Source organism: Pseudomonas sp. 8209 (assembly GCF_028682105.1).
Classification (GTDB): Bacteria; Pseudomonadota; Gammaproteobacteria; order Pseudomonadales; family Pseudomonadaceae; genus Aquipseudomonas; species Aquipseudomonas palmensis.
Map to the genome: position 1 here is coordinate 208,288 of NZ_JANIAH010000007.1, position 25,546 is coordinate 233,833.

Sequence of the window (25,546 nt, forward strand, 5' to 3'; positions counted from 1 at the left end):
TTAACAACGAATCGAATGGGGCGAAGGTAACTATCATTCGGAATGATATGAACGCCATTCGCCGGCAAGGCCGGCTCCTACATGCAGATGCACAACCCGTAGGAGCCGGCCTTGCCGGCGAATGAGCGCGTTACCGATACCCGATCAGGCCTTAACCTTCTCCTCCTGCCCCTGACGCAACCGCGTGCTGATCAGCGCCGCCAGCACCAGCAGGCCGGCGATCACCCACAGCCCGTTGCGCGTGCTACCGGTGGTCTGCTCGATCAACCCCATCACCGACGGCCCGACGAACCCGCCGAACAGCCCGCACATGGTCACGAACGCCAGCCCCGCCGCCAGTGCACTGCCGCTCAGGCGGCTGGACGGGAACACGAAGATGATCGACTGCACCACGAACAGCATCAGCGCCGTCAGCGAAAAGCCCACCAGCCCGATGAACGAGTTGGAGAACGAGGCAATCACCAGCCCCGCCGCCATGGTCAGCAAGCCGAAGAACATGATCATCCGGCAGCGGGTGGGGGTGGTGGCCAGGCGCGGGAAGGTCGCGGCGCCAATGGCGGCGGCAATCCACGGTACCGAGGTCAGCAGGCCGATCTGGAACGGCGACAGGTTGCCATAGGTGCCGATGATGCCCGGCAGAAAGAAGATCACCGTGTAGATGGTGATCTGGTGCACGAAGTACACCGCGATCGCCAGCCAGATCTGCTTGTCGCGAAACATCTGGCTCAGGCGGGTCTGTGGCGGTGCGGCGGCTTTTTCGGCGCTCAGGCGCTGCTCGATATCGCGCTTGTCGGCCTCCGACAGCCATTTGGCCGAGGCCGGCCCGTCAGGCAGTTTCTTCCACACCACATACGCCAGCGCCACCGCCGGCAGGCCTTCGATCACGAACAGCCACTGCCAGCCATGCCAGCCCAGCAAGCCGTCCATCTGCAGCAACGCACCGCCCAGCGGCCCGCTGAGGATGTTGGCCAGGCACACGCCCAGCAAAAAGTAACCGGTGGCGCGTGCCCGCTGTTCGCGGTCGAACCAGTAGGTCAGGTACAGCATCACCCCCGGGAACAGCCCGGCCTCGGCCACGCCCAGCAGCAGGCGCATGATGTAGAACGAGGTCTCGCCCTGCACGAACGCCATGCCCGCCGACAGCAGGCCCCAGGTGATCATGATGCGGGTGATCCAGAAACGTGCGCCCACCCGGTGCATGATCAGGTTGCTCGGCACCTCGGCCAGCGCGTAGGTCAGAAAGAACAGCCCGGCGCCCAGGCCGTAGGCAGCGGCCGACAGCCCCAGGTCGATGCCCATGCTGGCCTTGGCCAGGGCAATGTTGGTGCGGTCCAGAAAGCTCATCACGTAGACGATGACCAGCAGCGGCAGCAGTTTGCGCAGCAGCAGGCTGTTCAGGCGTTGTTCGGCAGGCACGGCGGGCGCGGCCGCCGCTGTCGCGGTATTGAGGATTGTCATTATTGTTAACCCCGGTATTGATGGTGCGGCCCGCCGACGCGCAGGGCGCGGCGGCGGGCTTGGGTGTCGATCAGGTGCGGGCGATGTCCAGCCACACCGGGCCGTTCGGGTACTGGTAGCGCTCCAGGGTGTCGGCGTGCATCTCGATGCTGTAGCCGGGGCGCAGCGGTGGCATGTAGCGGCCGCGGCGGATCACCACCGGGTCGATGAAGTGCTCGTGCAGGTGGTCGACGTATTCCAGCACGCGGTTGTGCAGCGAGGCCGAAACGCCGATGTAGTCGAACAGCGCGATATTCTGCACGTATTCGCACAAACCCACACCCCCGCCATGCGGGCACACCGGCACGTCGTACTTGGCCGCCATCAGCAGCACGATCAGCACCTCGTTCAGCCCGCCCAGGCGCGCCGCGTCGAGCTGGCAGAAGTCCAGCGCACCGGCCTGGAACATCTGCTTGAACATCACCCGGTTGTGGCAGTGCTCGCCGGTGGCCACGCCGATCGGCGCGATGCGCTGGCGAATGGTGGCATGGCCGAGGATGTCGTCGGGGCTGGTCGGCTCCTCGATCCACAGCGGTGCGAAGGCGGCCAGGCGGCGCATGTTCTCGATCGATTCGTCCACGCCCCACACCTGGTTGGCGTCCATCATCAGGGTGCGTTCCCAGCCCAGCTCGTCACGCAGGATACCGGCGCGGCGAATGTCGTCTTCCAGGTTGGCGCCGATCTTCTGCTTCACGTGGGTCCAGCCATCGGCCACGGCCTCGCGGGTCAGCTGGCGCATCTTCTCTTCGCTGTAGCCCAGCCAGCCCGGTGCGGTGGTGTAGCCCGGGTAGCCTTCGCGCAGCATCTGCGCCTCGCGCTCGGCCTTGCCCGGCGCATTGCGGCGCAGCAGGGCGATGGCTTCCTCGGGGGTGATCACGTCGGTGACGTAGCTGAAGTCCAGGCAGCGCACCAGCTGCTCGGGGCTCATGTCGGCCAGCAGCTTCCACACCGGTTTTTCTTCGTGCTTGGCCCACAGGTCCCACACGGCATTGATGATGGCGGCGGTGGCGAGGTGGATCACGCCTTTTTCCGGGCCCAGCCAGCGCAGCTGGCTGTCGCCCACGGTGAAGTTGTGCCAGAAGGCGCCCATGTCGGCGGTGATCTCTTCCAGGGTCAGGCCCACCACCATCGGTGCCAGCGACTGGATCGCGGCCACGCAGATCTCGTTGCCGCGGCCGATGGTGAAGGTCAGGCCGTGGCCTTCCAGGGGGCTGTCGGTGTGCAGCACCACGTAGGACGCCGAATAGTCCGGTGCGCTGTTCATCGCGTCGGAGCCGTCGAGCGACAGCGAGGTAGGGAAACGGATATCGCGAACGCTCAGGTGGGTAATTCGAATGCTCATGGCGGGCTCTTGTTCTCGGTGACCACTTGGAGACCCGACTGTAGGTTGCCGAGCGATACGTGCATAATCGCGGTTTCCTAACCAGGGATACCGAATTCGATATGTCTGCGAGCCCTGAAGCCGATCCGCTGCTGCCACGCAGCCTCGGCGCGCTGAAAATTTCCAGCCGCCAGATCACCTTGCTCAACGCCCTGGGCGAGTTCGGCAACCTGCGCCGTGCCGCAGCGGCCATGCACACCACCCAACCGGCGGCGAGCCTGCTGTTGCAGCAGTTGGAGGAGCGCCTGGGCGTACGCCTGTTCGAGCGCCTGCCCCGGGGCATGCAGCCCACTCTGTATGGCGAGGTGATGATCCGCTATGCCCAGGGCGCGCTGCACGAGTTCGAGCACGCCCAGGCGCAGATCGCCGAACTGGCCCGCGGTGCCATGGGCCTGGTGCGGGTGGGCACGGTGATGGGCCCGGTGCCGCGCCTGCTGACCGGCGCGGTGCTGGCCTACAAGCGCGACCACCCCAAGGTGCGCATCAGCATCGAGGTGGGCACCAGCGACACCTTGCTGCCGGCGCTGCTGCGCGGCGACTTCGACGTGGTGCTCGGGCGCCTGCCCGACCAGGGTGACAGCCAGGACCTGGACATCGAGCTGTTCGACATCGGCGAGCAGATGCGCGTGATCGCCAGGGCAGGGCACCCGCTGGCCGGCGCTGCGGCGCTGCAACTGGCCGACCTGGTGAGCCTCACCTGGATCCTGCACCCGCTCGGCAGCCCCATGCGCCGGCGCGTGGAAAGCGCGCTGCAGGCCGGCGGCATGGTGCAGTCGCTGGACATCGTCGAGACCGCCTCGATCCTGGCCACCACCGCCATGCTCGAAGCCTCCGACATGATCGCGGTGGTGCCCAACGACGTGGCCGAGCATTATGCGCGCTATGGCATGGTCGCCATCCTGCCGGTGGAGCTGCCCATCAGCATGGTCAACCTGGGCCTGCTGACCCTGCGTTCGCGCCCACGCTCGGTGGCGCTGAACACCCTGCTGCATTACCTGCGGGCGCAATGACATGACCTGCGCCGCCACCTTCAGGAGGCACTGAGCCGATGCCCTCGGACATTACCCATTCCAGCTTCTGCAACTGGGTGCGCTTCAAGCACCTGGTGCTGATCGACACCCTGGCGCGCACGCGCAACATGCACGCCACCGCCTCGCGCATGAACCTCAGCCAGCCAGCCCTGAGCAAGATGCTGCGCGACCTCGAGGAGCAGTTCGGCTTTGCCCTGTTCGAACGCCTGCCGCGCAGCATGCCGCCCACCGAGCTGGGCGAGTACGTGGTGCGCTATGCGCAGAACGCGCTGGCCGACTCGCACACCTTCGTCGACCAGGTCAATCGCCTGCGCAAGGGCGGCCACGGCTTCATCAAGGTGGGCGGCATCTTCGCCGCCACCTCGGTGGTGCTGCCCCAGGCCATTGCCGCGATCAAGGCGCGCAGCCCGCTGCTGTCGATAGAAGTGGTGGAGCAGTCCAGCGACTACCTGCTGGCGATGCTCGAACAGAACAAGCTCGACCTGATGATCGGGCGCTTCACCGAACCGCGTTTCGCCCAGTTGTTCGACTTTCAGGCACTGGAGCCCGAGCCCTTCTGCCTGGTGGTCAACAGCAGCCACCCGCTCAACCAGCTCGAGGTCACGCCGCTGGAGGCCCTGGGCGACTGGCCGTGGGTGCTGTACCCGGTCGGCACGCCGATCCGCGACCGCCTGGAGCGGGCGTTTCGCGCTGCCAACATCGCCACCCCCGCCGACAGCGTGGATACCATCTCGATGCCGATGTTCCTGCAACTGCTGCAGTCGGGGCCGATGATCGCCATGCTGCCGCGCTCGATGGTGGCGGCGCAGCTGGCCAGCGGTCAGTTTCGCGAGCTGCAGACCCCGCTGCACCTGGCACCGCTGGAGTACGGCATCATCACCCGCAAGGACCAGCCGCTGACCGGCTCGGCGCAGGTGTTCGCCGATATCCTGCTGGACTTCGCCCGCCAGCGCCGTCAGGCCGAGGGTCATAAAACGATCTATAAATGAAACAAGAATTCGCACTTCGATAACCCAGGGTTATCGCGTGATCGGATCATCTCATTGGGAATACGCCGGCCGGCTCCTTACAGTTGGTGCAGATTCGCCCGCACAAGACGGGCGTGATGCCATAACAAGAAGCTTGCCGTAGCGCCCTGAGAGGTCCCATGCACCTGATTGCCAGAACCCGCAGCAGCGAAGACCCTGCGGTCATCCGCCTCAACCCGCTGGACAACGTGCTGATTGCCCGCCAGGTGCTGCCCGAGGGCCTGCATCTGGACGCCGAGGCGGTCACCGTGCGCCAGTCGATCCCTTCGGGACACAAGGTGGCCAGCCAGCGCGTGGAGCAGGGCGAGGCGCTGCGCCGCTATGGCCAGATCATCGGCTTTGCCTCGCAGCCCATCGAGGCCGGCGAACACGTGCATGTGCACAACGTGGAGATGGGCGACTTCGCCCGTGACTACGCCTTTGGCGAAGACGCCCACAGCGTGCCGGCCAGGGAAGCCTTCTTCGAAGGCATCGTGCGTGCCGACGGGCGAGTGGCCACCCGCAACTACGTGGGCATCCTGACCTCGGTGAACTGCTCGGCGACCGTTGCCCGTGCCGTGGCCGACCATTTTCGCCGAGATATCCACCCCGAGGCGCTGGCCGACTACCCCAACGTCGATGGCGTGGTGGCCCTGAGCCACGGTGCCGGTTGCGCGGTCGACCCCAGCGGCGAAGCCCTGGGCCTGCTGCGCCGCACCCTGGGCGGCTATGCCGTGCACCCCAACTTCGCCGCCGTGCTGATCATCGGCCTGGGCTGCGAGACCAACCAGATCGAAAGCCTGATGCAGACCCAGGGGCTGACCGCCGGCGCCCAGTTGCGCGCGTTCACCATCCAGGGCATTGGCGGCACCTCCAAGACCATCGCCGCCGGTATCGAGCAGGTCAAGGCGCTGCTGGCCGACGCCAACCAGGTGCGCCGCGAGCCGGTCAGCGCCCGGCACCTGATCGTGGGCCTGCAATGCGGCGGTTCCGACGGCTATTCGGGCATCACCGCCAACCCCGCGCTGGGCAATGCGGTAGACCGCCTGGTGGCTGCGGGCGGCACCGCGATCCTGTCCGAAACCCCTGAAATCTACGGCGCCGAGCACCTGCTGACGCGCCGTGCGGTCAGCCGCGAAGTGGGCGAGAAGCTGATCGCGCGCATCCACTGGTGGGAAGACTACTGCCAGCGCATGAACGCCGAGCTCAACAACAACCCCTCGGCCGGCAACAAGGCCGGTGGCCTCACCACCATTCTCGAAAAATCCCTGGGCGCCGTGGCCAAGGCCGGCTCCAGCAACCTGGTGGACGTGTACCAGTATGCCGAGGCCGTGCGCGCCAAGGGGCTGGTGTTCATGGACACCCCCGGCTACGACCCGGTGTCGGCCACCGGCCAGGTCGCCGGCGGCGCCAACCTGATCGCCTTCACCACCGGTCGCGGTTCGGCCTACGGCTGCGCCCCGGCGCCGTCGATCAAGCTGGCCACCAACAACCGGGTGTTCGAGCACCAGGAAGAAGACATGGACGTGAACTGCGGCGGCATTGCCGACGGTTCCACCAGCATTGAAGAACGCGGCGCCTACATCTTCGAACAGATGCTGCGCATCGCATCGGGCCAGCGCAGCAAGAGCGAGCAACACGGCTACGGGCAGAACGAGTTCGTGCCGTGGCAGATCGGCGCCGTGACCTGATTGACCTTTCCGCACCCTTACAGAGGCGAAATGCACATGAGCTTTTCCGGACACAACTTCATCGCAGGCCAGCGCAGCGCCCTGGGCGACACCCTGGTCTACAGCGTCGACGCCCACACCGGCGAACGCCTGCCGGGCGGTTTCCACCAGGCCACCCTGAGCGAAGTCGACAGCGCCGTTGCCGGTGCCAGCGCGGCCTTCCCGTTGTTTCGCAGCCTGCCGGCCGTGCGCCGGGCCGAATTTCTCGACGCCATTGCCGATGAACTCGACGCCCTGGGCGAGGACTTCGTGGCGCTGACCTGCCGCGAAACCGCGCTGCCAAGCGCACGCATCCAGGGGGAGCGCGGTCGCACCAGCGGCCAGATGCGCCTGTTCGCCAAGGTGCTGCGCCGTGGCGACTTCTACGGTGCGCGCATCGACCAGGCGCTGCCCGAGCGCACGCCGCTGCCACGTCCGGACCTGCGCCAGTACCGCATCGGCGTGGGCCCGGTGGCGGTGTTCGGCGCCAGCAACTTCCCGCTGGCATTCTCCACCGCTGGCGGCGACACCGCCGCAGCGCTGGCAGCCGGTTGCCCGGTGGTGTTCAAGGCCCACAGTGGCCACATGGCCACTGCCGAGCGCGTGGCTGAAGCGCTGCTGCGTGCGGCCGACAAAACCGGCATGCCGGCCGGCGTGTTCAACATGATCTTCGGTGGCGGTGTGGGCGAGGCGCTGGTCAAGCACCCCGGCATCCAGGCCGTGGGCTTCACCGGTTCGCTCAAGGGTGGCCGTGCCCTTTGCGACATGGCGGCGGCGCGGCCGCAGCCGATCCCGGTATTTGCCGAGATGTCGAGCATCAACCCGGTACTGGCGCTGCCGCAGGCACTGGCCAGCCGTGGTGCGCAGATGGCCAGGGAACTGGCCGCCTCGGTGGTGCAGGGCTGTGGCCAGTTCTGTACCAACCCGGGCCTGGTGCTGGGCATCCGCTCGCCGGCCTTCACCACCTTCATCGAGCAACTGGGCGGCCACCTGGCCGAACAGGCGCCGCAGACCATGCTCAACGCCGGCACCCTGGCCAGCTATGGCAAGGGCCTGCAGGCACTGCTGGCGCACCCCGGCATCCAGCACCTGAGCGGCCAGGCACAAGCCGGCAACCAGGCCCAGCCGCAGCTGTTCGGCGCCGATGTCAGCCTGCTGCTGGAACACGACGAACTGCTGCAGGAAGAGGTGTTCGGCCCCTGCACCATCGTGATCCAGGTGGCCGACGACGCCGAGCTGCTGCGCGCCGTCAGCGCCCTGCGGGGCCAGCTCACCGCCACGCTGCTGGCCGACGGTGACGACCTGCCGGCCTTCGCCCAGCTGTTCGGCGTGCTCGAAGACAAGGTCGGCCGCGTGCTGGTCAACGGCTACCCCACCGGTGTGGAGGTGTGTGACGCGATGGTGCACGGCGGCCCGTACCCGGCCACCTCCGATGCCCGCGGCACCTCGGTCGGCACCCTGGCCATCGACCGTTTCCTGCGCCCGGTGTGCTACCAGAACGTGCCCGACGCGTTGTTGCCGGACGCCCTGAAGGACGCCAACCCGCTGGGTATCCAGCGCCTGGTCGATGGCCAGTACAGCCGCCAGGGCCTGAGCGATGTCTGAAGCCCGGCGCTACGACACGGCCACGCTGACCCGGTTCGTCGAACAGTTGTTCGAGGGTGCCGGGGCCGACGCCGAGGTGGCCCGGGTGGTGACCCGCGTGCTGCTCGAGGGCGAGCTGCTGGGGCACCGCACCCACGGCCTGAACCTGGTCAGCCGCTATGTCGGTGGCGTACAGCGCGGTGAGGTCAAGGCACGTGCCGCCGACCTCGAACACCTGCAGGGCAGCGGCATCGCCACGCTGTTCGACGGCCACTACGTGCTCGGGCCGTACTGCGTGGAGCGTGCCCTGGCATGCGCCGCGCAGGGTGCCCAGGCGCAGGGTATCGGCATCTCGGTGGTGCGCCGTGCCTCGCACATCGGCTGCCTGGCGGCCTACCTCAAGCCCTACACCGACCGTGGCCTGGTGGCCCTGCTGTATTCCTCCGACCCGTCGGTGGGGCTGGTGTGCGCCCAGGGCGGCATCGACCCGATCTACACCCCCAACCCGATTGCCGCGGGTATCCCGACCCAGGGCGAGCCGATCCTGCTGGATGTGAGCATGTCCAGCGTCACCCTGGGCCTGGTGGGCCAGTGCCGCGATGCCGGCACCACCTTGCCCCACGCCGTGCTGATGAGTAACGACGGCACGCCGAGCAACGACCCGCGCGACTTCTTCACCACGCCCCAGGGCAGCCTGCTGCCATTGGGCGGGCAGGCCTTCGGGCACAAGGGCTTTGCCCTGGCCCTGCTGGTCGAGGCGCTGACCTCGGGCCTGGCCGGGCACGGGCGCAAGGACGCGCCGCAGCAGTGGGGCGCCTCGGCCACCGCAGTGGTGATCGACCCGCGCTTCTTCGGCGGGCTTGAGGCCTTTGCCGCCGAGAGCAGCTTCCTTGGCCAGTTGGTGCTGGCCAGCCGTCCGCTCGACCCGCAGCGCCCGGTGCGCCTGCCGGGCCAGGCCGGGCTGAAACTGCGCGAGCAGGCGTTGCGCGAGGGCCTGGGCCTGTCGCCGGCGGTGCTCGATGCGCTGAACCAGACCGCTGCGCAGTTGCAACTGGCGCCGCTCCCGCAATGACCGACCACCACAACAAGAGTGCACACATGACCAACCAGAACCAGGCGCACGCGCCTCTCGCACTGAGCAACGATCTCGCCGTGTTCGCCACCGGCAGCTGGGTAGGGCGGGTGTGGCTGCCCGAGCAGGGCCCGGCCGTGGTGCTGGTCAGGGCCGGCGCGGTGCATGACATCAGTGCCCATGTGGCCACCGTCTCGGCCCTGCTCGAACAACCCGACCCGGCCGCCTATCTGCGCGCACTGCCGCTGGGCGAGGCGTTGATCGAGCTGCCCGCGCTGCTGGCCAACAGCGACCCGCAGCAGCGCGATGCGCGCCTGCCATGGTTGCTGGCCCCCATCGACCTGCAGGCGGTCAAGGCCGCCGGCGTGACCTTCGCCGCCAGTCTGCTGGAGCGTGTGGTCGAAGAGCAGGCCAAGGGCGACCCGGCCAAGGCCGACGCGATTCGCGACACCCTGGTCAGCCGCATCGGCGCCGACCTGTCGCGTATCGTGCCCGGCTCGGCCCAGGCCGAAGAACTGCGCGTGCTGCTGGTGGAGCAGGGCATGTGGTCGCAGTACCTGGAAGTGGGCATCGGCCCGGACGCCGAAGTGTTCACCAAGGCCCAGCCGTTGTCGGCGGTCGGCCACGGCGCCGATATCGGCCTGCACCCCAAGTCCAGCTGGAACAACCCCGAGCCCGAGGTGGTGCTGGCGGTGTCGAGCAACGGCACCATCCACGGCGCCATGCTGGGCAACGACGTGAACCTGCGCGACTTCGAGGGGCGCAGCGCGCTGCTGCTGTCCAAGGCCAAGGACAACAACGCCTCGACCGCCCTCGGCCCGCTGCTGCGCCTGTTCGACGAGACCTTCAGCCTGGAGGACGTGCGCGCCGCCGAAGTCGACCTGCGCGTCGAAGGCCGGGATGGCTTCGTGCTGCAGGGGCGCAGCTCGATGCGCCAGATCAGCCGCGACCCGGTCGACCTGGTGCAGCAGACCCTCAACGAGAACCACCAGTACCCCGACGGCCTGGTGCTGTTTCTGGGTACCCTGTTCGCGCCCAAGCAGGACCGTGACCAGCCCGGCAGCGGTTTCACCCACAAGCTGGGCGATGTGGTCACCATCAGCAACCCGCTGCTGGGCAGCCTATGCAACCGCGTGACCACCAGCGACCAGGCGCCACAATGGGCATTCGGCCTGCGTGCGCTGATCGAAAGCCTGAGCCGTCGTGGCTTGCTGGAGGTGGCAGTGACTGCACGCCAGCCCTGAGCGGGCGTGCGTATTCCAGGGATGACGTGTGGATGAAGGATCGCCTCGGCGTTTGACGCTGCAACAACAATAATAAAGGCCATCAGATGAACGCACTGAAGAAGTACCAACGCATCACCGTCGTGTTTCTGCTGTTGATCGGCATCGTCAACTACCTGGACCGCAGCGCGCTGTCGATTGCCAACACCTCGATCCAGCGCGACATGCTCATCAGCCCTTCGCAGATGGGCATCCTGCTGTCGGCCTTCTCCGTGGCCTATGCCTTTGCGCAGTTGCCACTGGGCCTGATCATCGACCGCCTAGGCAGCAAGATCGCCCTGGGCGCCTCGTTGCTGGCCTGGTCGGTGGCGCAGTCGCTGTGCGGGCTGGTCAACAGCTTTGGCGGCTTCATGGGCCTGCGGGTGCTGCTGGGGATCGGCGAGGCGCCGATGTTCCCCTCGGCGGCCAAGGCGCTGTCGGAATGGTTCGACGCCAACGAGCGGGGCACGCCGACCGGCATCGTGTGGTCGTCGACCTGCCTGGGGCCGTGCCTGGCGCCACCGTTGCTGACGCTGTTCATGGTCAACTTCGGCTGGCGCGGGATGTTCATCATCACCGGCGTGATCGGCATCGTGCTGGCGCTGTGCTGGTTGACGTTCTACAAGAGCAAGGCCAGGTACCTGGCCGAACTGGCGGCGCAGGGCCAGGCGCTGCCAAGCGAACAGCCGGCGCCGCGGGCTGACGCGGTGCAGGCGCCCAAGGCGTCGTATTTTGCCGGCTGGCTCGACCTGTTCAAGCATCGCAGCACCTGGGGCGCGGTGCTGGGCTTCATGGGCGTGATCTACATGCTGTGGCTGCACCTGACCTGGCTGCCGGGCTACTTCGAGCGCGAGCACGGGCTGAACCTGTACGACACCGCGTGGGTGGTATCGCTGGCCTATGGTTTCGGCGCGGTGGGCACCATCGTGGCGGGGCGGTTCTGCGACCTGCTGGTACGGCGTGGCATGAGCGTGCTGGCCAGCCGCAAGTTCAGCGTGATCACCGGGCTGGTGCTGGCGGCGCTGTTCACCTTGCCGCTGTCGTATGTGAGCGGGTTGACCGGGTGCGTGATACTGCTGTGCCTGGCGCTGTTCAGCATCAACATGGCCAGTGCCACGGCGTGGATGATCGTCAACACCATCGTCGACAGCCCGCGGGTGGCCTCGTTTGGTTCGATCCAGAACTTTGGCGGCTACATTGCAGGGTCCGTGGCGCCGATCGTGACCGGGTTCAGCATCCAGTATTCGGGCTCGTTCAATACCGCGTTCATGATCAGTGCGGTGGTGGCGCTGTGCTCGGCGCTGGCGTACTTCCTGTTGCTCAAGGCGCCGATCGGCGGGGCGGATGAGCCGGCGGGGCAGATGGCCGGGGCTACCCAGTAGGACAGGTGGCGAGCGCTTCGCGCTCGTTCACTGGCGTGCCAGCGAAGAGGCCGGTGGTCTTCGCTCCTCTGCCATTCATCCACCCAATCGCACCCTGGCGCACGCGCGCCCTCAAACCCCCTGAATGGCCCGTGACACGGGCCCGCATTCAACCGGATCGAGGGTGAGCACCATGCCCCAGGGAAGCAAAGCCAAGTACACCGCCGAGCAGAAACGCAAGGCGCAGCACATCGAAGAAAGCTACGAGCAAAAAGGCACGCCCAAAGCCGAGGCCGAGGCGCGTGCCTGGGCCACGGTGAACAAGCAATCTGGCGGGGGCGAGAAAAAGGGCGGCTCAGGTCGCAGCACCCCGGCCGGCGAAAAGCACGCCGCTGCCTCCGACTCGGCCAAACGCGCCGCCAGCACCCGCGCCGGCCACGCGCGCACCTCCACCACCTCGTTGGCCAGCCAGACCAAGCAAAGCCTGCTCAAGGAGGCGCGCAGCAAGGACATCAAGGGGCGCTCGAGCATGACCAAGGCGCAGCTGATCGAAGCGCTGCACGCCCACCACTGAACCCGCCCGACGCTGACCGGCGAGGCTGCCGGCCAGCGTCACGGGCTCAGGCCACCACGCCGTCGTCGACGATGGCCATCGGCAACTCGATGCTGCTGTCGCCAGGCGTGAGGATGACCTTGCGGCACTCCTGCTCCTTCTTGTCGAAGATCCTGTAGCCCTCGGCCGCCTGCTCCAGCGACAGGCGGTGGGTGATGATGGTTTCCGGCGTGAGCGCGCCGGTTTCGATGTAGCCCAGCAGTTCCGGCAGGTAGCGCTGCACGTGGGTCTGGCCCATGCGAAAGGTCAGGCCCTTGTCGAACGCATCGCCGAACAGGAAGCCGTGGATGAACCCCGAATACACCCCCGGCACACTGACCACACCGCCGCGCCGGGCTGCCGCGATGCACTGGCGCAAGGCCTTGCCGCTGCTGCCCTCGAGCTTGAGCGCGGCCAGCACGGTTTCGGTGGTGCTGCCCTTGGCCTCGAAGCCCACCGCATCGACCACACCATCTACCCCGCGCATGCCCGGGGTCTGGCGGATGATGGTATCGGCCGGGTCGTCGTCATCGTCGAAATTGATCGGGATCACGCCATACGCCTGCTGCGCATAGGCCAGCCGGTAGGGGTGGTGGTCGACCATGAAGATGCGTTCGGCGCCGAGCATCCGCGCCACCGCCGCGCACAGCAGCCCGACCGGCCCCGCGCCGTAGATGGCGAGGCTCGAACCCTGGCCGATCTCGGTGTTCTTCACCGCCTGGAAGGCCGTGGGCAGGATGTCGGACAGAAACAGCACCTTCTCGTCGCTCAGCGTGCCCGGCACGCGGAACGGACCGGTGTTGGCCTTGGGTACGCGCACGTACTCGGCCTGGCCGCCGGGTACGCCACCGTACAGGTGGCTGTAGCCGAACAGCGCTGCGCCAGAGGGGATGAGCTTCTTGTTGAGGATCGCGCCGCGCCCGGTATTGGTGGTCTCGCACGCGGCGAACAGGTCCTGCTGGCAGAAGAAACAGCTGCCGCAGGCAATCACGAACGGGATCACCACGCGATCGCCCGGCTGCACCGCGGTCACCCCGGTGCCGACTTCCTCGACCACGCCCATGAACTCGTGACCGAAGATATCGCCGTCTTCGACCGCCGGGATCTTGCCGCGGTACAGGTGCAGGTCCGAGCCGCAGATGGCGGTGGCGGTCACCCGCAGGATCAGGTCGTCGGGTTCTTCCAGAATGGGGTCGGTAACGGTATCGACCCTGACGTCGTGGGCGCCGTGGTAGGTGAGTGCTCTCATGGTCTCTCCAGCTTCGCGTAGGTAGGTGCAACACAGAGGGGCGCGCCCCGGCGCGCAGGGCGCCGGGGCGACACTCAGGGCCTGAAGCCCAGCCCGTCGGACAGGTCGGCAGGCCCCTCGCGGGGGGCCTGCGCGGCAGCTGCCGGCGCGCTGGCGTCGGCGTTGTGCACGGCCTGGGTGGCGTCGGCGTACAGCGCCTTGCCGGTGCGGGTCACCTTGTCGGCCAGGGCATCGCGGGTTTCGCCCATCAGTTCGTCCTCCTTGCGCGTGCCGGGCAATGCCGCGCCCAGGGCCGCGCCGAGGGCGATGCCGATCGCGGCCAGCACCAGCGGCTGGTCCTTGAGCAGGTGGTCGAACTGGCCCTTGAGCTGCGCGGCCTGGGCCTGCACCCGGTCGCTGGCGTGGTGCGCGGCCTGGCGCACCTTGTCGGCCGAGCTGCCCAGGCTGTCGCCGGCGTCGCGCGCCTTGTCGTGGGCCACGTCCGAGGCGTGGTGCAGGTGCTCGCCGGCCTGGGCCATGGCGCCCTTGATGCCGCTGGCAGCGTCGCCCAGCGTGTCGGCCAGGCCGCTGCCGCCAAAGGTCGGCGAGCCGGGTGAGAAGGGGCGGTTCTGGTTCAGCGCCAGCCACGCCAGGCCCACGCCGGTGAGCACGGTGGGCACCGGGTTGTGCTTCAGGGTGGTGCCCAGGTTCTGGAAGAACTCGCCGCCGTTGCCCTTGAAGTACGCCATGCCCTGGTCGATCAACTGGCCGGGGGTGAGGCGGTGTTCCAGCGAGTCCACCAGGTGGCTGATGCTGGCGCGTTTGGCGTCGATCTCCTGCTCCAGGGTTTCCGGGCTCTTGTGCGATTCGGCTTCGAATGAGGTGCTCATGAGACTTTCCTCTTCAGTGCGTCCTTGTCCTGTTGCAGGGCATGCAGGGTGCGGTCAGGGGTGAGGTTGGACGGGTCGAACTGCTTCTTGCCGGCCTGCAGCATCATGAAGCCGATGACCAGGGTCACCGCGCCCACGATCAGCGCCGCCAGCCAGGGCGCGACCACGTAGGCCAGGCCGTACACCGCCGCCATCAGCAGGATGATCAGGCCCGCCAGCAGCACCATGGCGCCGCCGGCCACGGCGGCTGTACCGGCCTTGAGGGTGGTCAGGCTGCGTTGCAGTTCGGCCTTGGCCAGTGCCAGCTCCTTGGTGAACAGCTCGGGCACTTCACGGGTGAGCTGGCGCAGCAGGCTGCCGATGCTGGTGTTGTCGTGCTCGCCCGGTGGCGCGGGGGGCAGGGTATCGAGTGGGTCGCGTTCCATCACACACCTCCCTTGAAGCTGTCCTGGGTGTTGGGGCCATCGGCCAGGGTGCGGCCCAGCGGGTCGGCGGGCACGGGGTTGTCGCGCAGCGGCGGTACCGAGCTCTGGTAGGGCGCGCTGGCGCCGTAGGCCTGCGTGGGGGTGCCCGACGCGGTCGGGTGGCTGCTGCTGGCGCGCAGAAAGCGCGACAGGCCAAAGCCGATGGCGACGCTGCCGGCCAGGAACAGCGTGGGGTTGTCGCGGGCCAGTTGCGCGCCCTTGTGCACCAGGTCCTCGATGCTGTTGTCGCGGACCTGGTCGGCAAAATTGCCCAGCCCGCTGGCCAGTTGCGCCATGTACTGGGCCAGCCCGAGGGAATCCTTGCCTTCAAGGGCCGAGGCTGCCGACTGGGCGCCTTCGACCAGCGAGTCGAGTTGTTCGGCGGCCAGGTCGCGATACTGCTCGTACTGTCTGGCGCCGTGTTCCCTGGCGTCGTCGAGCAATGCCCCGGCGTCTTCGGCCAGGGTGTGCAGGTGTTCCTGCGGGGTGCCCTGGGGCGACTGCGAGGCGTCGCCGTGGGCCGACTGATCAGTCCCGTTCATTGTGGTTCTCCCTTACGTTCGGATAAACGCCGGGCACACTGCGCTGATTGCCAAGCACTGTTTTACGGACTCTCAGGCGGATGACGATGGACGTGGCGGCAGAGTTCAAGGCAAGTGACAGGTGACTGCCAAGGGCACGACCAAAGGTGGGACGGGCCCGCCCGGCGGCGGGCCTGGGGAAGGGGTCAGTGGCTGGTGGTATTCTTGAGGGCCTTCATGTAGTTGGCCTTGAACGCCTGCATCTGTTCGCCAAGGGCCTCGAGTTCGGCCTTTTTCAGCAGCTTGCGGGCCTGCGGGAACATCTCGGACTCTTCTTCCTCGATATGGTGTTCGAGCAGCTCCTTCACCACCTTCACGCGGCCGGTGAACTCCGGGGTCGACGGGTCGGTGGTCTTGAGGTCGGGCAGCACCAGGGAGTCGACGGTGCGGTGCTCTTCCTTGGCCTCGTAGTACATCACGTCCTGTTCCTTGCCGCCGGCCTGCTTGAACGCCGGGTAGAGGATCTGCTCCTCGATCTCGGTGTGCACGGTGATTTCCATCTCCAGTTCGGCAAGCAGCTGGGTGCGCGTCTTGACGCCGCGCTCGGTGGATGCGCTCAGTTTTGCCAACAGGGCCTTTACGCGCTTGTGATCGGCTTCGAGCAGTTCAATGGCATTCATGGTGATCTCCGGTGGCGGGTACGGTGGCGTGTTCGCCTCGGTAGTCGTTGCATCAACGATGCCAGCCTGCACCGCTGGAAAAACCTCGTTGAATCAACGGCGTCGCCAGCGCATGGGCAGCGTCAGGCTTGCAAATTGCCCGAAACGGCCACCGGATCATGCAGTTTGGATGAAGGCACACTGCCCACGCCCACGCCGCCTCAGCGAAGTGGCGTGGGCATGCAATCAGCGCTTGCGCTTGGGCAGCACCGCGCTGAGCACCTGCTTGGCGGTCTGGGTGATCACGCCGGCTTCGTCGGGGTCGCCCTTGAGCAGGGTGGTGGCGAAGTTCTTCGCCTGTTGCACGGTGATGTGCGGCGGCAGGGGCGCCACGTTGGGGTCGGTCTTGAACTCGATCAGCACCGGGCAGTCGCTGGCCAGGGCCTGCTCCCAGGCGGCGGCAACGTCATCTTCACGCTCGACGAAAATGCCCTTGAGCCCGATGGAGATGGCAAACAGGTGGTAGGGCACGTCGGGAATGTTCTGCGACGCCTCGAACTTGGGGTCGCCCTCCATTACCCGCTGCTCCCAGGTGACCTGGTTGAGGTCCTCGTTGTTGAACACCGCGCAGATCCAGTTCGGGGTCTGCCACTGACGCCAGTACTTGGCCACGGTGATCAGCTCGGCCATGTTGTTCATCTGCATGGCGCCGTCGCCCACCAGCGCGATCACCGGGCGCTCGGGGTGGGCGAACTTGGCCGCGATGGCGTAGGGCACGGCCGCACCCATCGAGGCCAGGCCGCCGGACAGCGAGCACTGCATGCCGCGGCGGATCTTCAGGTCGCGGGCGTACCAGTTGGCGCACGAACCCGAGTCGCTGGTGATGATGGCCTGGTCGGGCAGCCGAGGGGACAGCTCGTGCACCACCCGCTGCGGGTTGATCGGGTTGGCGCTGACCAGTGCGCGTTTTTCCAGGGTCTTGTCCCAGCGGGCGCGCCAGCCTTCGACCTTCTTGCGCCAGCTGCGGCTGGTCTTGCTGTCGAGCAGCGGCAGCAGGGCGCTCAGGGTTTCGGCCGCATCGCCCACCAGGTTGACCTCCATCGGGTAGCGCAGGCTGAGCATGTCGGGCTGGATGTCGATCTGCACCGCGCGGGCCTGGCCCTCCTTGGGCAGAAACTCGGCGTAGGGGAAGCCCGAGCCGATCATCAGCAGGGTGTCGCACTCCTGCATCAGCTTGTAGCTGGGCTCGGTGCCGAGCAGGCCGATGGCGCCGGTGACCCAGGGCAGTTCGTCGGGCAGGGCGGCCTTGCCCAGCAGCGCCTTGGCCACGCCGGCGCCGAGTTTTTCGGCCACGGCGATGACCTCGTCGGTGGCGTTCAGCGCGCCCGCACCAACCAGCACGGCGACCTTCTTGCCCGCATTGAGGATGTCGGCGGCGCGCTGCAGGTCGGCCTCGTAGGGCACCACCCTGGGCTTGCTGTAGCCGACGCCCGAATGCAGGGTGCCGTGGGCGCGGGCGGGTTCTTTATAGGGCAGGTCCTGCAGGTCGTTGGGCAGGATCACCGCCGTGACGCGGCGCTCGCCCACCGCCGTGCGCACGGCACGGTCGATCAGGTGGCGTACCTGGGAGGGTTCGGAGGCCTGCTGCACGAAGGCGCCGGCCACGTCCTTGAACATCGACAACAGGTCCAGTTCCTGCTGGTAATGGCCGCCCAGCGCGGTGCGGGCCTGCTGGCCGACGATGGCGAGCACCGGCATGTGGTCCATGCGCGCATCGTAGAGGCCGGTGAGCAGGTGCGAGGCGCCGGGGCCGGAGGTGGCGATGCATACCCCCAGCTCGCCGGTGAACTTGGCATGGGCTGCGGCCATGAACGCGGCCATTTCCTCGTGCCGCGCCTGGATGAATTCGATCTTGCCCCGGGCCCGGTCGAGCGCGCCGAACACGCCGTTGATGCCATCGCCAGGGTAGCCGTAGATACGTCGCACGCCCCATTGATACAGCCGCTCAACCAGGAAGTCGCCCACTGTCGTCGTCATTCGATCCCTCACGTTTACAAGTGATAGTCAGAGGTCTGGACCGGGCGCGCGCGCAGAAAGTTTCAACTGTCGAGCGTGGCGACGACTATCGCGGCGGGGGCATTTGAAGGCATATTGCCGTGCCACCCGGCGTGCTCTGCACGCTTTACCAGAACAACCAGAAGAGGCAGAACGTGGTGCAACGGCGGCAGTTCAGCGGTGCCCTGCAGGGCTCGAACCTGCGTTTTGTAGGCGGGCAGGGTCACGGCAGCGGGCCCCGGGCGCGGGTGGGCTTTGTGCTGCTCGAACATTTTTCGTTGCCGGCCTTCACCCAGGCGCTCGATACCCTGGTCACCGCCAACCTTATCCAGGCCGATGCCTTCGCCACCACCACCTTCAGCCTTGACGGTGCCTCGGTGGTCAGCGACCTGGGGCTGGTGATCTGCCCGGATGCCCCGCTGGGTTTGAAGACGCTCGAAGGCCTGGACCTGCTGGTGGTGTGCGGTGGCCTGCGCACCGTGCTGCGCCCGCTGCCGGAGCTGGCGCTGTTGCTGCAACGGGCTGCGCAGGCGGGGGTGGCGTTGGCGGGGCTGTGGAATGGTGCCTGGTTTCTGGCCCAGGCCGGCCTGCTCGATGGCTACCAGTGTGCGGTGCACCCGGAGAACCGTGCGGCGCTGGCCGAGCTGGCCAGGCATAGCCAGGTGACAGGGGAGAGCTACACGGTGGACCGAGACCGCCTGACGGCGGGCAGCCCGGCGGGGGCGTTCAACATGGTGCTGGAATGGATCGGCCAGCGTCATGGGCGTGGCCTGGTGGATGCCGTGGTCGATATCCTGGCCTACGAGGCCTCGCGCTTTCGCCGGGTGCAGCCGACCGTGCACCAGAACATGAGTGCGCCGCTGCGCGAGGCGATCAAGCTGATGGGGGCCAACCTCGAAGAGCCGCTGAGCCAGGTGCAGTTGGCGCAGTATGTGGGGTTGTCCCGGCGTCAGATCGAGCGGCTGTTCCAGTCGCAGCTGGGGACTACGCCGGTCCGTTACTACCTGGAGTTGCGCATTACCGAGAGTCGCCGGTTGTTGCAGCACTCGGACCTGGCGTTGATCGATGTGGCCCTGGCGTGCGGCTTTGTTTCGCCCAGCCATTTCAGCAAGTGCTACACCTCTTTTTATGGGTACGGCCCGTCGAAGGAGACGCGATTTGGCTGCGTGAACGGGCCGCAAAAGCCGGACATGCCGTAAGCCATGCGGTAACCACCTGTTTTTTCGTTATTTTTTATCGTTGGGGGCTTCCCTGGCGAAGCGAAAGTTGGTACATTTCCGCTCATTCCTGCCGAGGCCTTTCATGGGCTTCCAGTTGCATCACAGGGGCGTCGCCAAGCGGTAAGGCAGCAGGTTTTGATCCTGCCATGCGTTGGTTCGAATCCAGCCGCCCCTGCCATTTTTCTCGTATCAACCTTCCCCAACTATCAAAAGCTGCTTGATTGCGATCGGCTTCCGTTCGTGCTGCGTTTCGCTGCCGGGCCAGCGGCGCCAAGGCTGCAGGCCATGGCGCTCGGTTTAAGCAACGCAGGTTCAAACGCTGGCCGCAGGGCTAGTGATCGTTGTGCTTGACCTTGCGCACCCGCACCAGAATCAACCCCAGCACGCCGATGGCCAGCGGCGCCATGCCCAGCAGTGCGTCCCGTGCGCTGACCTGCAGCCCCATCACCGTCAGGCCTGAATAGATCAGCTTGAACAGGTTGAGCAGGTAGTAGGTGATGGCGATGATCGACAACCCTTCCACTGCACGCTGGATCTTGATCTGGGTATCGGCGCGGGTGCTCAGGCTCTTGAGGATCTCCGCGTTCTGCTCCTCCATTTCCACCTGCACCCGTGCCTGCAGCAGGTCGCCCAGGTTGGCCACGCTCTTGGCCAGCTGGTCCAGGCGCTGTTCGGTCACGGCGCAGTAGCGCACCGTGGGCTTGAAGCGCCGTTCGATGAAGATACCCAACCGCTGGCAATCGCCCAGGTGGCTTTCGCGCAGCTCGCCCAGGCGCTCGAACACCAGTTGCGCATAGGCCTGGGTGGCGCTGAAGCGGTGGCGGGTCTTCGCGGCGCTGCGCACCATCTGCGCCGACAGCCCGGCAATGTCGCCCAGCAGTGCCTTGGCGTTGCCCGGCTGCGGGTCGGCGTTGCGCTCGGACAGGCTCACCAGGGTTCTGTCGTAGGCATTGAGCTCCACGCTCAGGGCCTTGGCGGTGTCCAGCGACAGCGAGGCCATCATGCGGTAGGTCTCGATCTCCAGCAGGCGCCGGATCATGCGGCCCTGGCGGTAGGCATTGAGGCGCCTGTTGACGAACAGGAAGCGGTTGGTGCCGTCCTCGCCCAGGCGAAAATCGCTCCATACCCGCGCATCGCCCCCGCCAATGCACGAGCCGCACGGGTCCTTGAAACCGTAGCGCGACAGCTCGCCTGCAAATGCCGCGTCGTTGTGCACCATGATCTGCACGGCATTGATCAGGTAGGGCAAAAAGGCATCGACCCTGTCCATCAGCAGCGCGGGCAGGGGCTGCCAGGCCGGCGTCTGCTCGGTGGTGGTGACCACCAGGGTGAGGGTGACGAACTCGGCGTGCCGTTCCCATTTCAGGGCGTGGCCTTGCAGTCGGGTGATGCCCTGCACGGCGCCGGGGCTCACCGGCTCCGGGCAGCACTGCTGCAGCAGCGCCTCGCAACGTGCGTCGTCGCTGAGAAAGGCCAGGTGGTAGACGTGGGCGGGCTCGTCGAAGTACAGCGAGGGGCGGGCGTGCAGCTCGTTGTGCAAGGTCTTGCGCTGTGGGTGCATGTAGATCAGGCCATGTTGGAATTGTTCTTGGCGCTTTCGATGATGCCCGTGACGAAGGTGATCAGGGCCTGGGTCAGGCCCTGTTCGCTGACCTGCACCCCGCGCCACTGCGCGTGCCCGTACAGCATGCCGATGACGGCATGGGTGACGAGGCCGATCGCGCCTCCCTGGCGCCCGTCGCGTGCACACTCGCTAGCAATGATGCCGCTCAGGATCGACGCATGGCTGCGGTTGAGCGCGTCGATCTGCAACTGCTGTTCGTGGGACAGGTTGACGTACTCGCGAGTCACCAATTGCACGCGATGGGCGTGCGCCAGGTTGAACCGCACAAACGCCTGGACGAAGCGCTGCAGGCGTTCTTCGGGGGTTCTGGCGCCTTTCATGCAGCGTTTTGTGTCGAACACCAGGTCGGCCAGGGTCGACTCGATCAGCTCGAACAACAGGCACTGCTTGTTCTCGATGTGGTGGTACAGCGAGCCGGCACGCAGGCCCAGATGGCTGGCCAGGTCGCGCAGGCCGATGGCCTGGTAGCCGCGGGTGGCGAACAGTTCGGTGGCCGCGTCGAGCAGGCGGTCCCGGGGCGAGCAGGCAGTAGCGGCAGCGGGCATGGCGCAGTCCTGTAAGGGCATCGAGCGGGGCAAATTCGGTTTGACCAAATGTAAGACAACAGGCATCTTACGTAAAGACTAATGCGCGGAGGTGGTTATGGAAGGTCAGACGGTCGTAATCGTTGGCGGGGCTTCGGGTTTGGGCCTGGAGACCGCAAGGTTGATGGTCAAGCGTGGGGCACGGAAAATCGGCTTGATCGATCGCAATGAGCAGTTGATGGCCGAGGCGGCAAGCACCTTGCGCGCCCTGGATTGCGAGGTGGCCACGGCGGCGGCGGACATTTCGCGCCAGGCCAGCGCCCATGCAGCCTTCGGGCAGGTCGTTGAGGCACTGGGGCGGGTGCACTGCCTGGTCAACAGCGCGGCGATCTACCCGCGCCAGGACATCTTCGAGATCACCGACGAAGAGTGGGACCTGGAAAACGCGGTCAACATCAAGGGCACCTACCACATGATGGTCGCCGCCGTGCGCCACATGCAGGGCTTCGTCGCGGCGCCGCAGGTGACCGGGCGCATCGTCAACGTGACCTCGGTGGACGCCTTCAAGGCGCACCCGCAGAACGCCCACTATGCCGCCACCAAGGCGGCGGTGGTGAGCCTGACCAAATCCTTCGCCCAGGCCTGTGCCAAGGACCAGATCCTGGTCAACTCGGTGGCGCCGGCCGGCTTTGCCACCGAGCGCGCTCGCCAGCTGGGTTTTCTCGGCGAGCTGGCCGCCGCCAACCCGCTGGGCCGCGCGGCGGAACCTGCAGAGATCGCCGAATGGATCGTGATGATGGGCAGCAGCCGCAACAGCTATGCCACGGGTGAGAACGTGATTGTCAGCGGGGGTTATATCTATGCCTGAAGCAGCCGCATTACCGGCGTCCTACCGCTGTGCACTGGTGACCGGTGCCACCAGCGGCATCGGCAAGGCCATCGTGCTGGCCCTGCGCGATGCCGGCCTGCAGGTGATTGCCGTGGGCCGCAGCCGTGAGGCGCTGCAGGCGTTGGGCCAGGAGCAGGGCGTGGTGACGGTGGAGGCCGACGTGCGCCAGGCCGACGCCTTTGCCCAGGTGCTGAGCCAGTACCCGGTGGACGTGTTGGTCAACAATGCCGGGGTGCTGTCGAGCCGCGCCGCGTTCCAGGACATGGACCCGGCCGAGATCGACACCATGCTCGACATCAACCTCAAGGCGCCCCTGCACCTGACCCGTCAGGTGCTGCCGGGCATGGTGCAGCGCGGCCATGGCCACCTGTTTTTCATCGGCTCGAGTGCCGGGCGTGCGCCGCACCCCGGGGCGGCGGTGTATGGTTCGTCGAAGGCCGGCATCAGCCTGTTCTGCGACGCGCTGCGCTGCGACCTGCTGGGCAGCGGGGTGCGGGTGACCGAAATCGCCCCGGGTCGCGTGCAGACCCAGCTGTACCGCACCGCCATGGGCATGCAGGCCGCGGGCAGCGAGCTGTATGACGGCTACGCCTCGATCATGCCCGAGGACATCGCCCAGCTGCTGCTGGCGGCCTTGCGCCTGCCCGAGCAGGTGGACGTTTCGCGTCTGGAGGTGTTCCCCACGGCCCAGGCCGTGGGCGGCGCGCGGATGGTCAAGACGCTCGGCTGAGGCAGGCGGTGCCGGTGCGCACGGCGCATCGGCACGCCAGCCCGGGCGAGGGTGGAAAAGCGTGGTGTTAGTGCTTGACCACCTGTAAGACAACATATAACTTACATTAAACCCGCCAACCAGTCGGGTGTGACAAGCACAAGAATTCAGGGGAACGACGATGACTGCTACAGCATGCCGAGTCGGCGTGGACATAGGTGGGACCTTTACGGATATCGCGCTGGATGTCGGCGGGGTGTTGCACTCGACCAAGATTCTGACGGACTACGCATTGCCCGAGCGTGCGATCCTCACGGGTGTGCAGGCGGTCGTCGACGCGGCAGGCCTGAAGCTGTCGGATATCGAGCAGCTGATCCACGGCACCACCCTGGCCACCAACGCCCTGATCGAGCGCCGCGGCGCCCGCACTGCGTTCATCACCACCGAAGGTTTTCGCGACACGCTGGAGATGCGCACCGAAAACCGCTTCGAGCAGTACGACATCAACATTGCCCTGCCACCGCCGCTGATCGAGCGCGAGCACCGCTACACCCTGCGCGAGCGCCTGGACGTACGCGGCAACGTGCTGATCGCCCCGCAACAGGCCGATATCGACGCGCTGGTGCAGCGCATCGGCGAGGGCGACTACCAGAGCGTGGCCATCGGCCTGATCCACAGCTACATCAATGGTGCCCACGAGCGCCTGTTGCGCGACGCCCTGCAGGCGCGCCTGCCACACCTGTCGATTTCGATCTCCAGCGAAGTCTCGCCGCAGATGCGCGAGTTCGAACGCTTCAACACCGTGTGCGCCAACGCCTACGTCAAACCCCTGATCAAGTCGTACCTGGACCGCCTGGTGGTCACCCTCAAGGCCGCCGGCGCCGATTGCCCGGTGTTCATGATCCATTCCGGCGGCGGCATCATCTCGGTGCAGAGCGCCGCCGAGTTTCCGGTGCGCCTGGTGGAGTCGGGCCCGGCGGGCGGGGCGATCTTCGCCGCCGACATTGCGCGCAAATACGCGCTCGACGCGGTGGTGTCGTTCGACATGGGCGGCACCACGGCCAAGATCTGCCTGATCGAGAACCAGGTGCCCAAGACCGCCAAGACCTTCGAAGTGGCGCGCACCTACCGCTTCAAGAAGGGCAGCGGCATGCCGATTTCCATCCCGGTGGTGGAGATGGTCGAGATCGGCGCCGGCGGCGGTTCCATCGCCAGCATCGACAGCATGCGCCAGATTCGTGTGGGCCCGCACAGCGCGGCGTCCGAGCCGGGCCCGGCCTGCTATGACCGCGGTGGCCTTGAGCCGACCATCACCGATGCCAACCTGCTGCTGGGCCGCCTGGATGCCGACAATTTTGCCGGCGGCGCGCTGCGCCTGTCGGTCGACAACGCCGCCGGCGCGGTGGACCGGGTGATCGGCCAGCCGCTGGGCATGGACCCGCGCACCGCCGCCTTCGGCATCTGCGAAGTGGTCGACGAGAACATGGCCAACGCCGGCCGGGTGCACGCGGTGGAGAGCGGCAAGGACATTGCCGACTACACCATGATCACCTTTGGTGGCGGTGGCCCGCTGCACGCTGCGCGTCTGTGCGAAAAGATGGGTGTGTCGCGCTTTCTGGTGCCGGCCGGTGCCGGGGTAGGGTCGGCCATCGGTTTTCTGCGTGCGCCGTTCGGCTATGAAGCGGTACGCAGCGCCTTCGTGCGCCTGGCCGAGTTCGAGGCGGGGCAGGTCAATGCACTGATCGACGACATGAAGGCCGAGGCCCTGGGCTTCCTGCGCCAGGGCATGCCCGAGGGCGAGCCGGAGATGGAGTGCACCGCGTTCATGCGCTACGTCGGCCAGGGCTGGGAGATCCCCGTGAGCCTGCCGTTCAAGGCTTTCAGCAACAGCGACACGGCGCAGTTCAAGACGCTGTTCGAGGCGGCCTACACCGTGTTCTTCGGCCGCCCGATCGAAGGCCCGGACGTGGAGATCGTCAGCTGGTCGGTCAAGGCCAGTTCGCCCTTGCCGCCCGTGGCGCTGGCCAGCCAGGTCAAGGCCTCGCACCGCGCCCACGAAGTGGCGCGTCGCCAGGTGTTCGACGTGGTCGCCGGCGGTTTCGTCGATGCCGGCATCTACCAGCGCGAAGCGCTGCAGGCCGGTGCGCGCATCGATGGCCCGGCGATCATCGCCGAGCGCGAAACCTCGACCTTCGTGTCGTCCTCGTTCACCGCCACGGTCCAGCCCGACGGCTGCCTGCTGGTCGTCCGGCGCTAAGCCGCATTCG

At 66.7% G+C, this 25,546-nt stretch carries 22 protein-coding genes and 1 tRNA gene; 13 read left to right on the forward strand and 10 right to left on the reverse strand.

Annotated elements, in window-relative coordinates; translation table 11 throughout:
- Nucleotides 1–144 precede the first annotated feature (144 nt).
- The gene (locus tag NP552_RS17305) at nucleotides 145–1,458 is read right to left on the reverse strand and encodes an MFS transporter (protein ID WP_058540344.1); all 1,314 of its coding nucleotides are present in this window, start codon (nucleotides 1,456–1,458) and stop codon (nucleotides 145–147) included.
- A 70-nt stretch (nucleotides 1,459–1,528) separates the two neighbouring features.
- Complete coding sequence (locus tag NP552_RS17310; RefSeq protein WP_043864071.1) at nucleotides 1,529–2,839, reverse strand: L-fuconate dehydratase; 1,311 nt, start codon at nucleotides 2,837–2,839, stop codon at nucleotides 1,529–1,531.
- Nucleotides 2,840–2,940: 101 nt separating this feature from the next.
- Between NP552_RS17310 and NP552_RS17315 the strand changes: the two genes are divergently transcribed.
- From NP552_RS17315 to NP552_RS17350, 8 genes are all read left to right on the forward strand, one after another.
- Nucleotides 2,941–3,888, forward strand: coding sequence for a LysR substrate-binding domain-containing protein (locus tag NP552_RS17315; protein ID WP_054914325.1), 948 nt, complete (start codon nucleotides 2,941–2,943; stop codon nucleotides 3,886–3,888).
- Nucleotides 3,889–3,926: 38 nt separating this feature from the next.
- Entirely contained in the window at nucleotides 3,927–4,898 is a 972-nt protein-coding gene (locus NP552_RS17320) for a LysR family transcriptional regulator (RefSeq protein ID WP_054914326.1), read from the forward strand.
- Nucleotides 4,899–5,056: 158 nt separating this feature from the next.
- Complete coding sequence (locus NP552_RS17325; RefSeq protein WP_210014113.1) at nucleotides 5,057–6,607, forward strand: UxaA family hydrolase; 1,551 nt, start codon at nucleotides 5,057–5,059, stop codon at nucleotides 6,605–6,607.
- 36 nt (nucleotides 6,608–6,643) lie between these two features.
- Nucleotides 6,644–8,230 carry an aldehyde dehydrogenase (NADP(+)) gene (locus NP552_RS17330; protein ID WP_443201039.1) on the forward strand — a complete coding sequence of 529 codons (1,587 nt, stop codon included), beginning with the start codon at nucleotides 6,644–6,646 and terminating at the stop codon, nucleotides 8,228–8,230.
- The gene (locus NP552_RS17335; RefSeq protein WP_274096952.1) at nucleotides 8,223–9,281 is read left to right on the forward strand and encodes an Ldh family oxidoreductase; all 1,059 of its coding nucleotides are present in this window, start codon (nucleotides 8,223–8,225) and stop codon (nucleotides 9,279–9,281) included. The genes NP552_RS17330 and NP552_RS17335 overlap by 8 nt, the downstream gene beginning before the upstream one ends.
- Before the next feature lie 26 nt (nucleotides 9,282–9,307).
- Nucleotides 9,308–10,525, forward strand: a complete 1,218-nt coding sequence (locus NP552_RS17340; protein WP_123753253.1) for a fumarylacetoacetate hydrolase family protein — start codon at nucleotides 9,308–9,310, stop codon at nucleotides 10,523–10,525.
- An 86-nt stretch (nucleotides 10,526–10,611) separates the two neighbouring features.
- Nucleotides 10,612–11,925, forward strand: coding sequence for an MFS transporter (locus tag NP552_RS17345; protein ID WP_054914329.1), 1,314 nt, complete (start codon nucleotides 10,612–10,614; stop codon nucleotides 11,923–11,925).
- A 172-nt stretch (nucleotides 11,926–12,097) separates the two neighbouring features.
- A complete protein-coding gene (locus NP552_RS17350; RefSeq protein ID WP_043864065.1) occupies nucleotides 12,098–12,478 on the forward strand; it encodes a hypothetical protein in 381 nt (126 codons plus the stop codon).
- A gap of 46 nt (nucleotides 12,479–12,524) precedes the next feature.
- Here the strand turns inward: NP552_RS17350 and NP552_RS17355 are convergent, their stop codons facing one another.
- The 6 genes from NP552_RS17355 to NP552_RS17380 form a co-directional block, all read right to left on the reverse strand.
- A complete protein-coding gene (locus NP552_RS17355) occupies nucleotides 12,525–13,745 on the reverse strand; it encodes a zinc-dependent alcohol dehydrogenase (protein ID WP_116053687.1) in 1,221 nt (406 codons plus the stop codon).
- 74 nt (nucleotides 13,746–13,819) lie between these two features.
- Nucleotides 13,820–14,614 carry a DUF3618 domain-containing protein gene (locus tag NP552_RS17360; protein ID WP_254999913.1) on the reverse strand — a complete coding sequence of 265 codons (795 nt, stop codon included), beginning with the start codon at nucleotides 14,612–14,614 and terminating at the stop codon, nucleotides 13,820–13,822.
- Entirely contained in the window at nucleotides 14,611–15,039 is a 429-nt protein-coding gene (locus NP552_RS17365) for a phage holin family protein (RefSeq protein ID WP_078481157.1), read from the reverse strand. The genes NP552_RS17360 and NP552_RS17365 overlap by 4 nt, the downstream gene beginning before the upstream one ends.
- Entirely contained in the window at nucleotides 15,039–15,620 is a 582-nt protein-coding gene (locus tag NP552_RS17370) for a hypothetical protein (protein ID WP_123753133.1), read from the reverse strand. The genes NP552_RS17365 and NP552_RS17370 overlap by 1 nt, the downstream gene beginning before the upstream one ends.
- A gap of 185 nt (nucleotides 15,621–15,805) precedes the next feature.
- A complete protein-coding gene (locus NP552_RS17375) occupies nucleotides 15,806–16,279 on the reverse strand; it encodes a hemerythrin domain-containing protein (RefSeq protein ID WP_043864060.1) in 474 nt (157 codons plus the stop codon).
- 225 nt (nucleotides 16,280–16,504) lie between these two features.
- Nucleotides 16,505–18,295: a thiamine pyrophosphate-requiring protein gene (locus tag NP552_RS17380; RefSeq protein WP_274096953.1), complete on the reverse strand. Its 1,791-nt coding sequence runs from the start codon at nucleotides 18,293–18,295 to the stop codon at nucleotides 16,505–16,507.
- Between the two features lie 176 nt (nucleotides 18,296–18,471).
- Here NP552_RS17380 and NP552_RS17385 point away from each other — a divergent pair, with 176 nt between their 5' ends.
- Both NP552_RS17385 and NP552_RS17390 read left to right on the forward strand, forming a co-directional pair.
- Entirely contained in the window at nucleotides 18,472–19,512 is a 1,041-nt protein-coding gene (locus tag NP552_RS17385; RefSeq protein ID WP_229590272.1) for a GlxA family transcriptional regulator, read from the forward strand.
- Between the two features lie 124 nt (nucleotides 19,513–19,636).
- Nucleotides 19,637–19,711 (forward strand) — tRNA-Gln (locus NP552_RS17390).
- A gap of 153 nt (nucleotides 19,712–19,864) precedes the next feature.
- Here the strand turns inward: NP552_RS17390 and NP552_RS17395 are convergent.
- Nucleotides 19,865–21,094, reverse strand: coding sequence for a DUF3422 domain-containing protein (locus NP552_RS17395; protein WP_054914334.1), 1,230 nt, complete (start codon nucleotides 21,092–21,094; stop codon nucleotides 19,865–19,867).
- A gap of 5 nt (nucleotides 21,095–21,099) precedes the next feature.
- Nucleotides 21,100–21,702, reverse strand: a complete 603-nt coding sequence (locus NP552_RS17400) for a TetR/AcrR family transcriptional regulator (RefSeq protein ID WP_054914335.1) — start codon at nucleotides 21,700–21,702, stop codon at nucleotides 21,100–21,102.
- Between the two features lie 97 nt (nucleotides 21,703–21,799).
- Between NP552_RS17400 and NP552_RS17405 the strand changes: the two genes are divergently transcribed.
- From NP552_RS17405 to NP552_RS17415, 3 genes are all read left to right on the forward strand, one after another.
- Nucleotides 21,800–22,549: an SDR family NAD(P)-dependent oxidoreductase gene (locus tag NP552_RS17405; RefSeq protein ID WP_043864056.1), complete on the forward strand. Its 750-nt coding sequence runs from the start codon at nucleotides 21,800–21,802 to the stop codon at nucleotides 22,547–22,549.
- Complete coding sequence (locus NP552_RS17410) at nucleotides 22,542–23,300, forward strand: SDR family oxidoreductase (RefSeq protein WP_078481155.1); 759 nt, start codon at nucleotides 22,542–22,544, stop codon at nucleotides 23,298–23,300. The genes NP552_RS17405 and NP552_RS17410 overlap by 8 nt, the downstream gene beginning before the upstream one ends.
- A gap of 160 nt (nucleotides 23,301–23,460) precedes the next feature.
- A complete protein-coding gene (locus NP552_RS17415; RefSeq protein WP_196932842.1) occupies nucleotides 23,461–25,536 on the forward strand; it encodes a hydantoinase/oxoprolinase family protein in 2,076 nt (691 codons plus the stop codon).
- The last annotated feature ends 10 nt before the right edge of the window (nucleotides 25,537–25,546 follow it).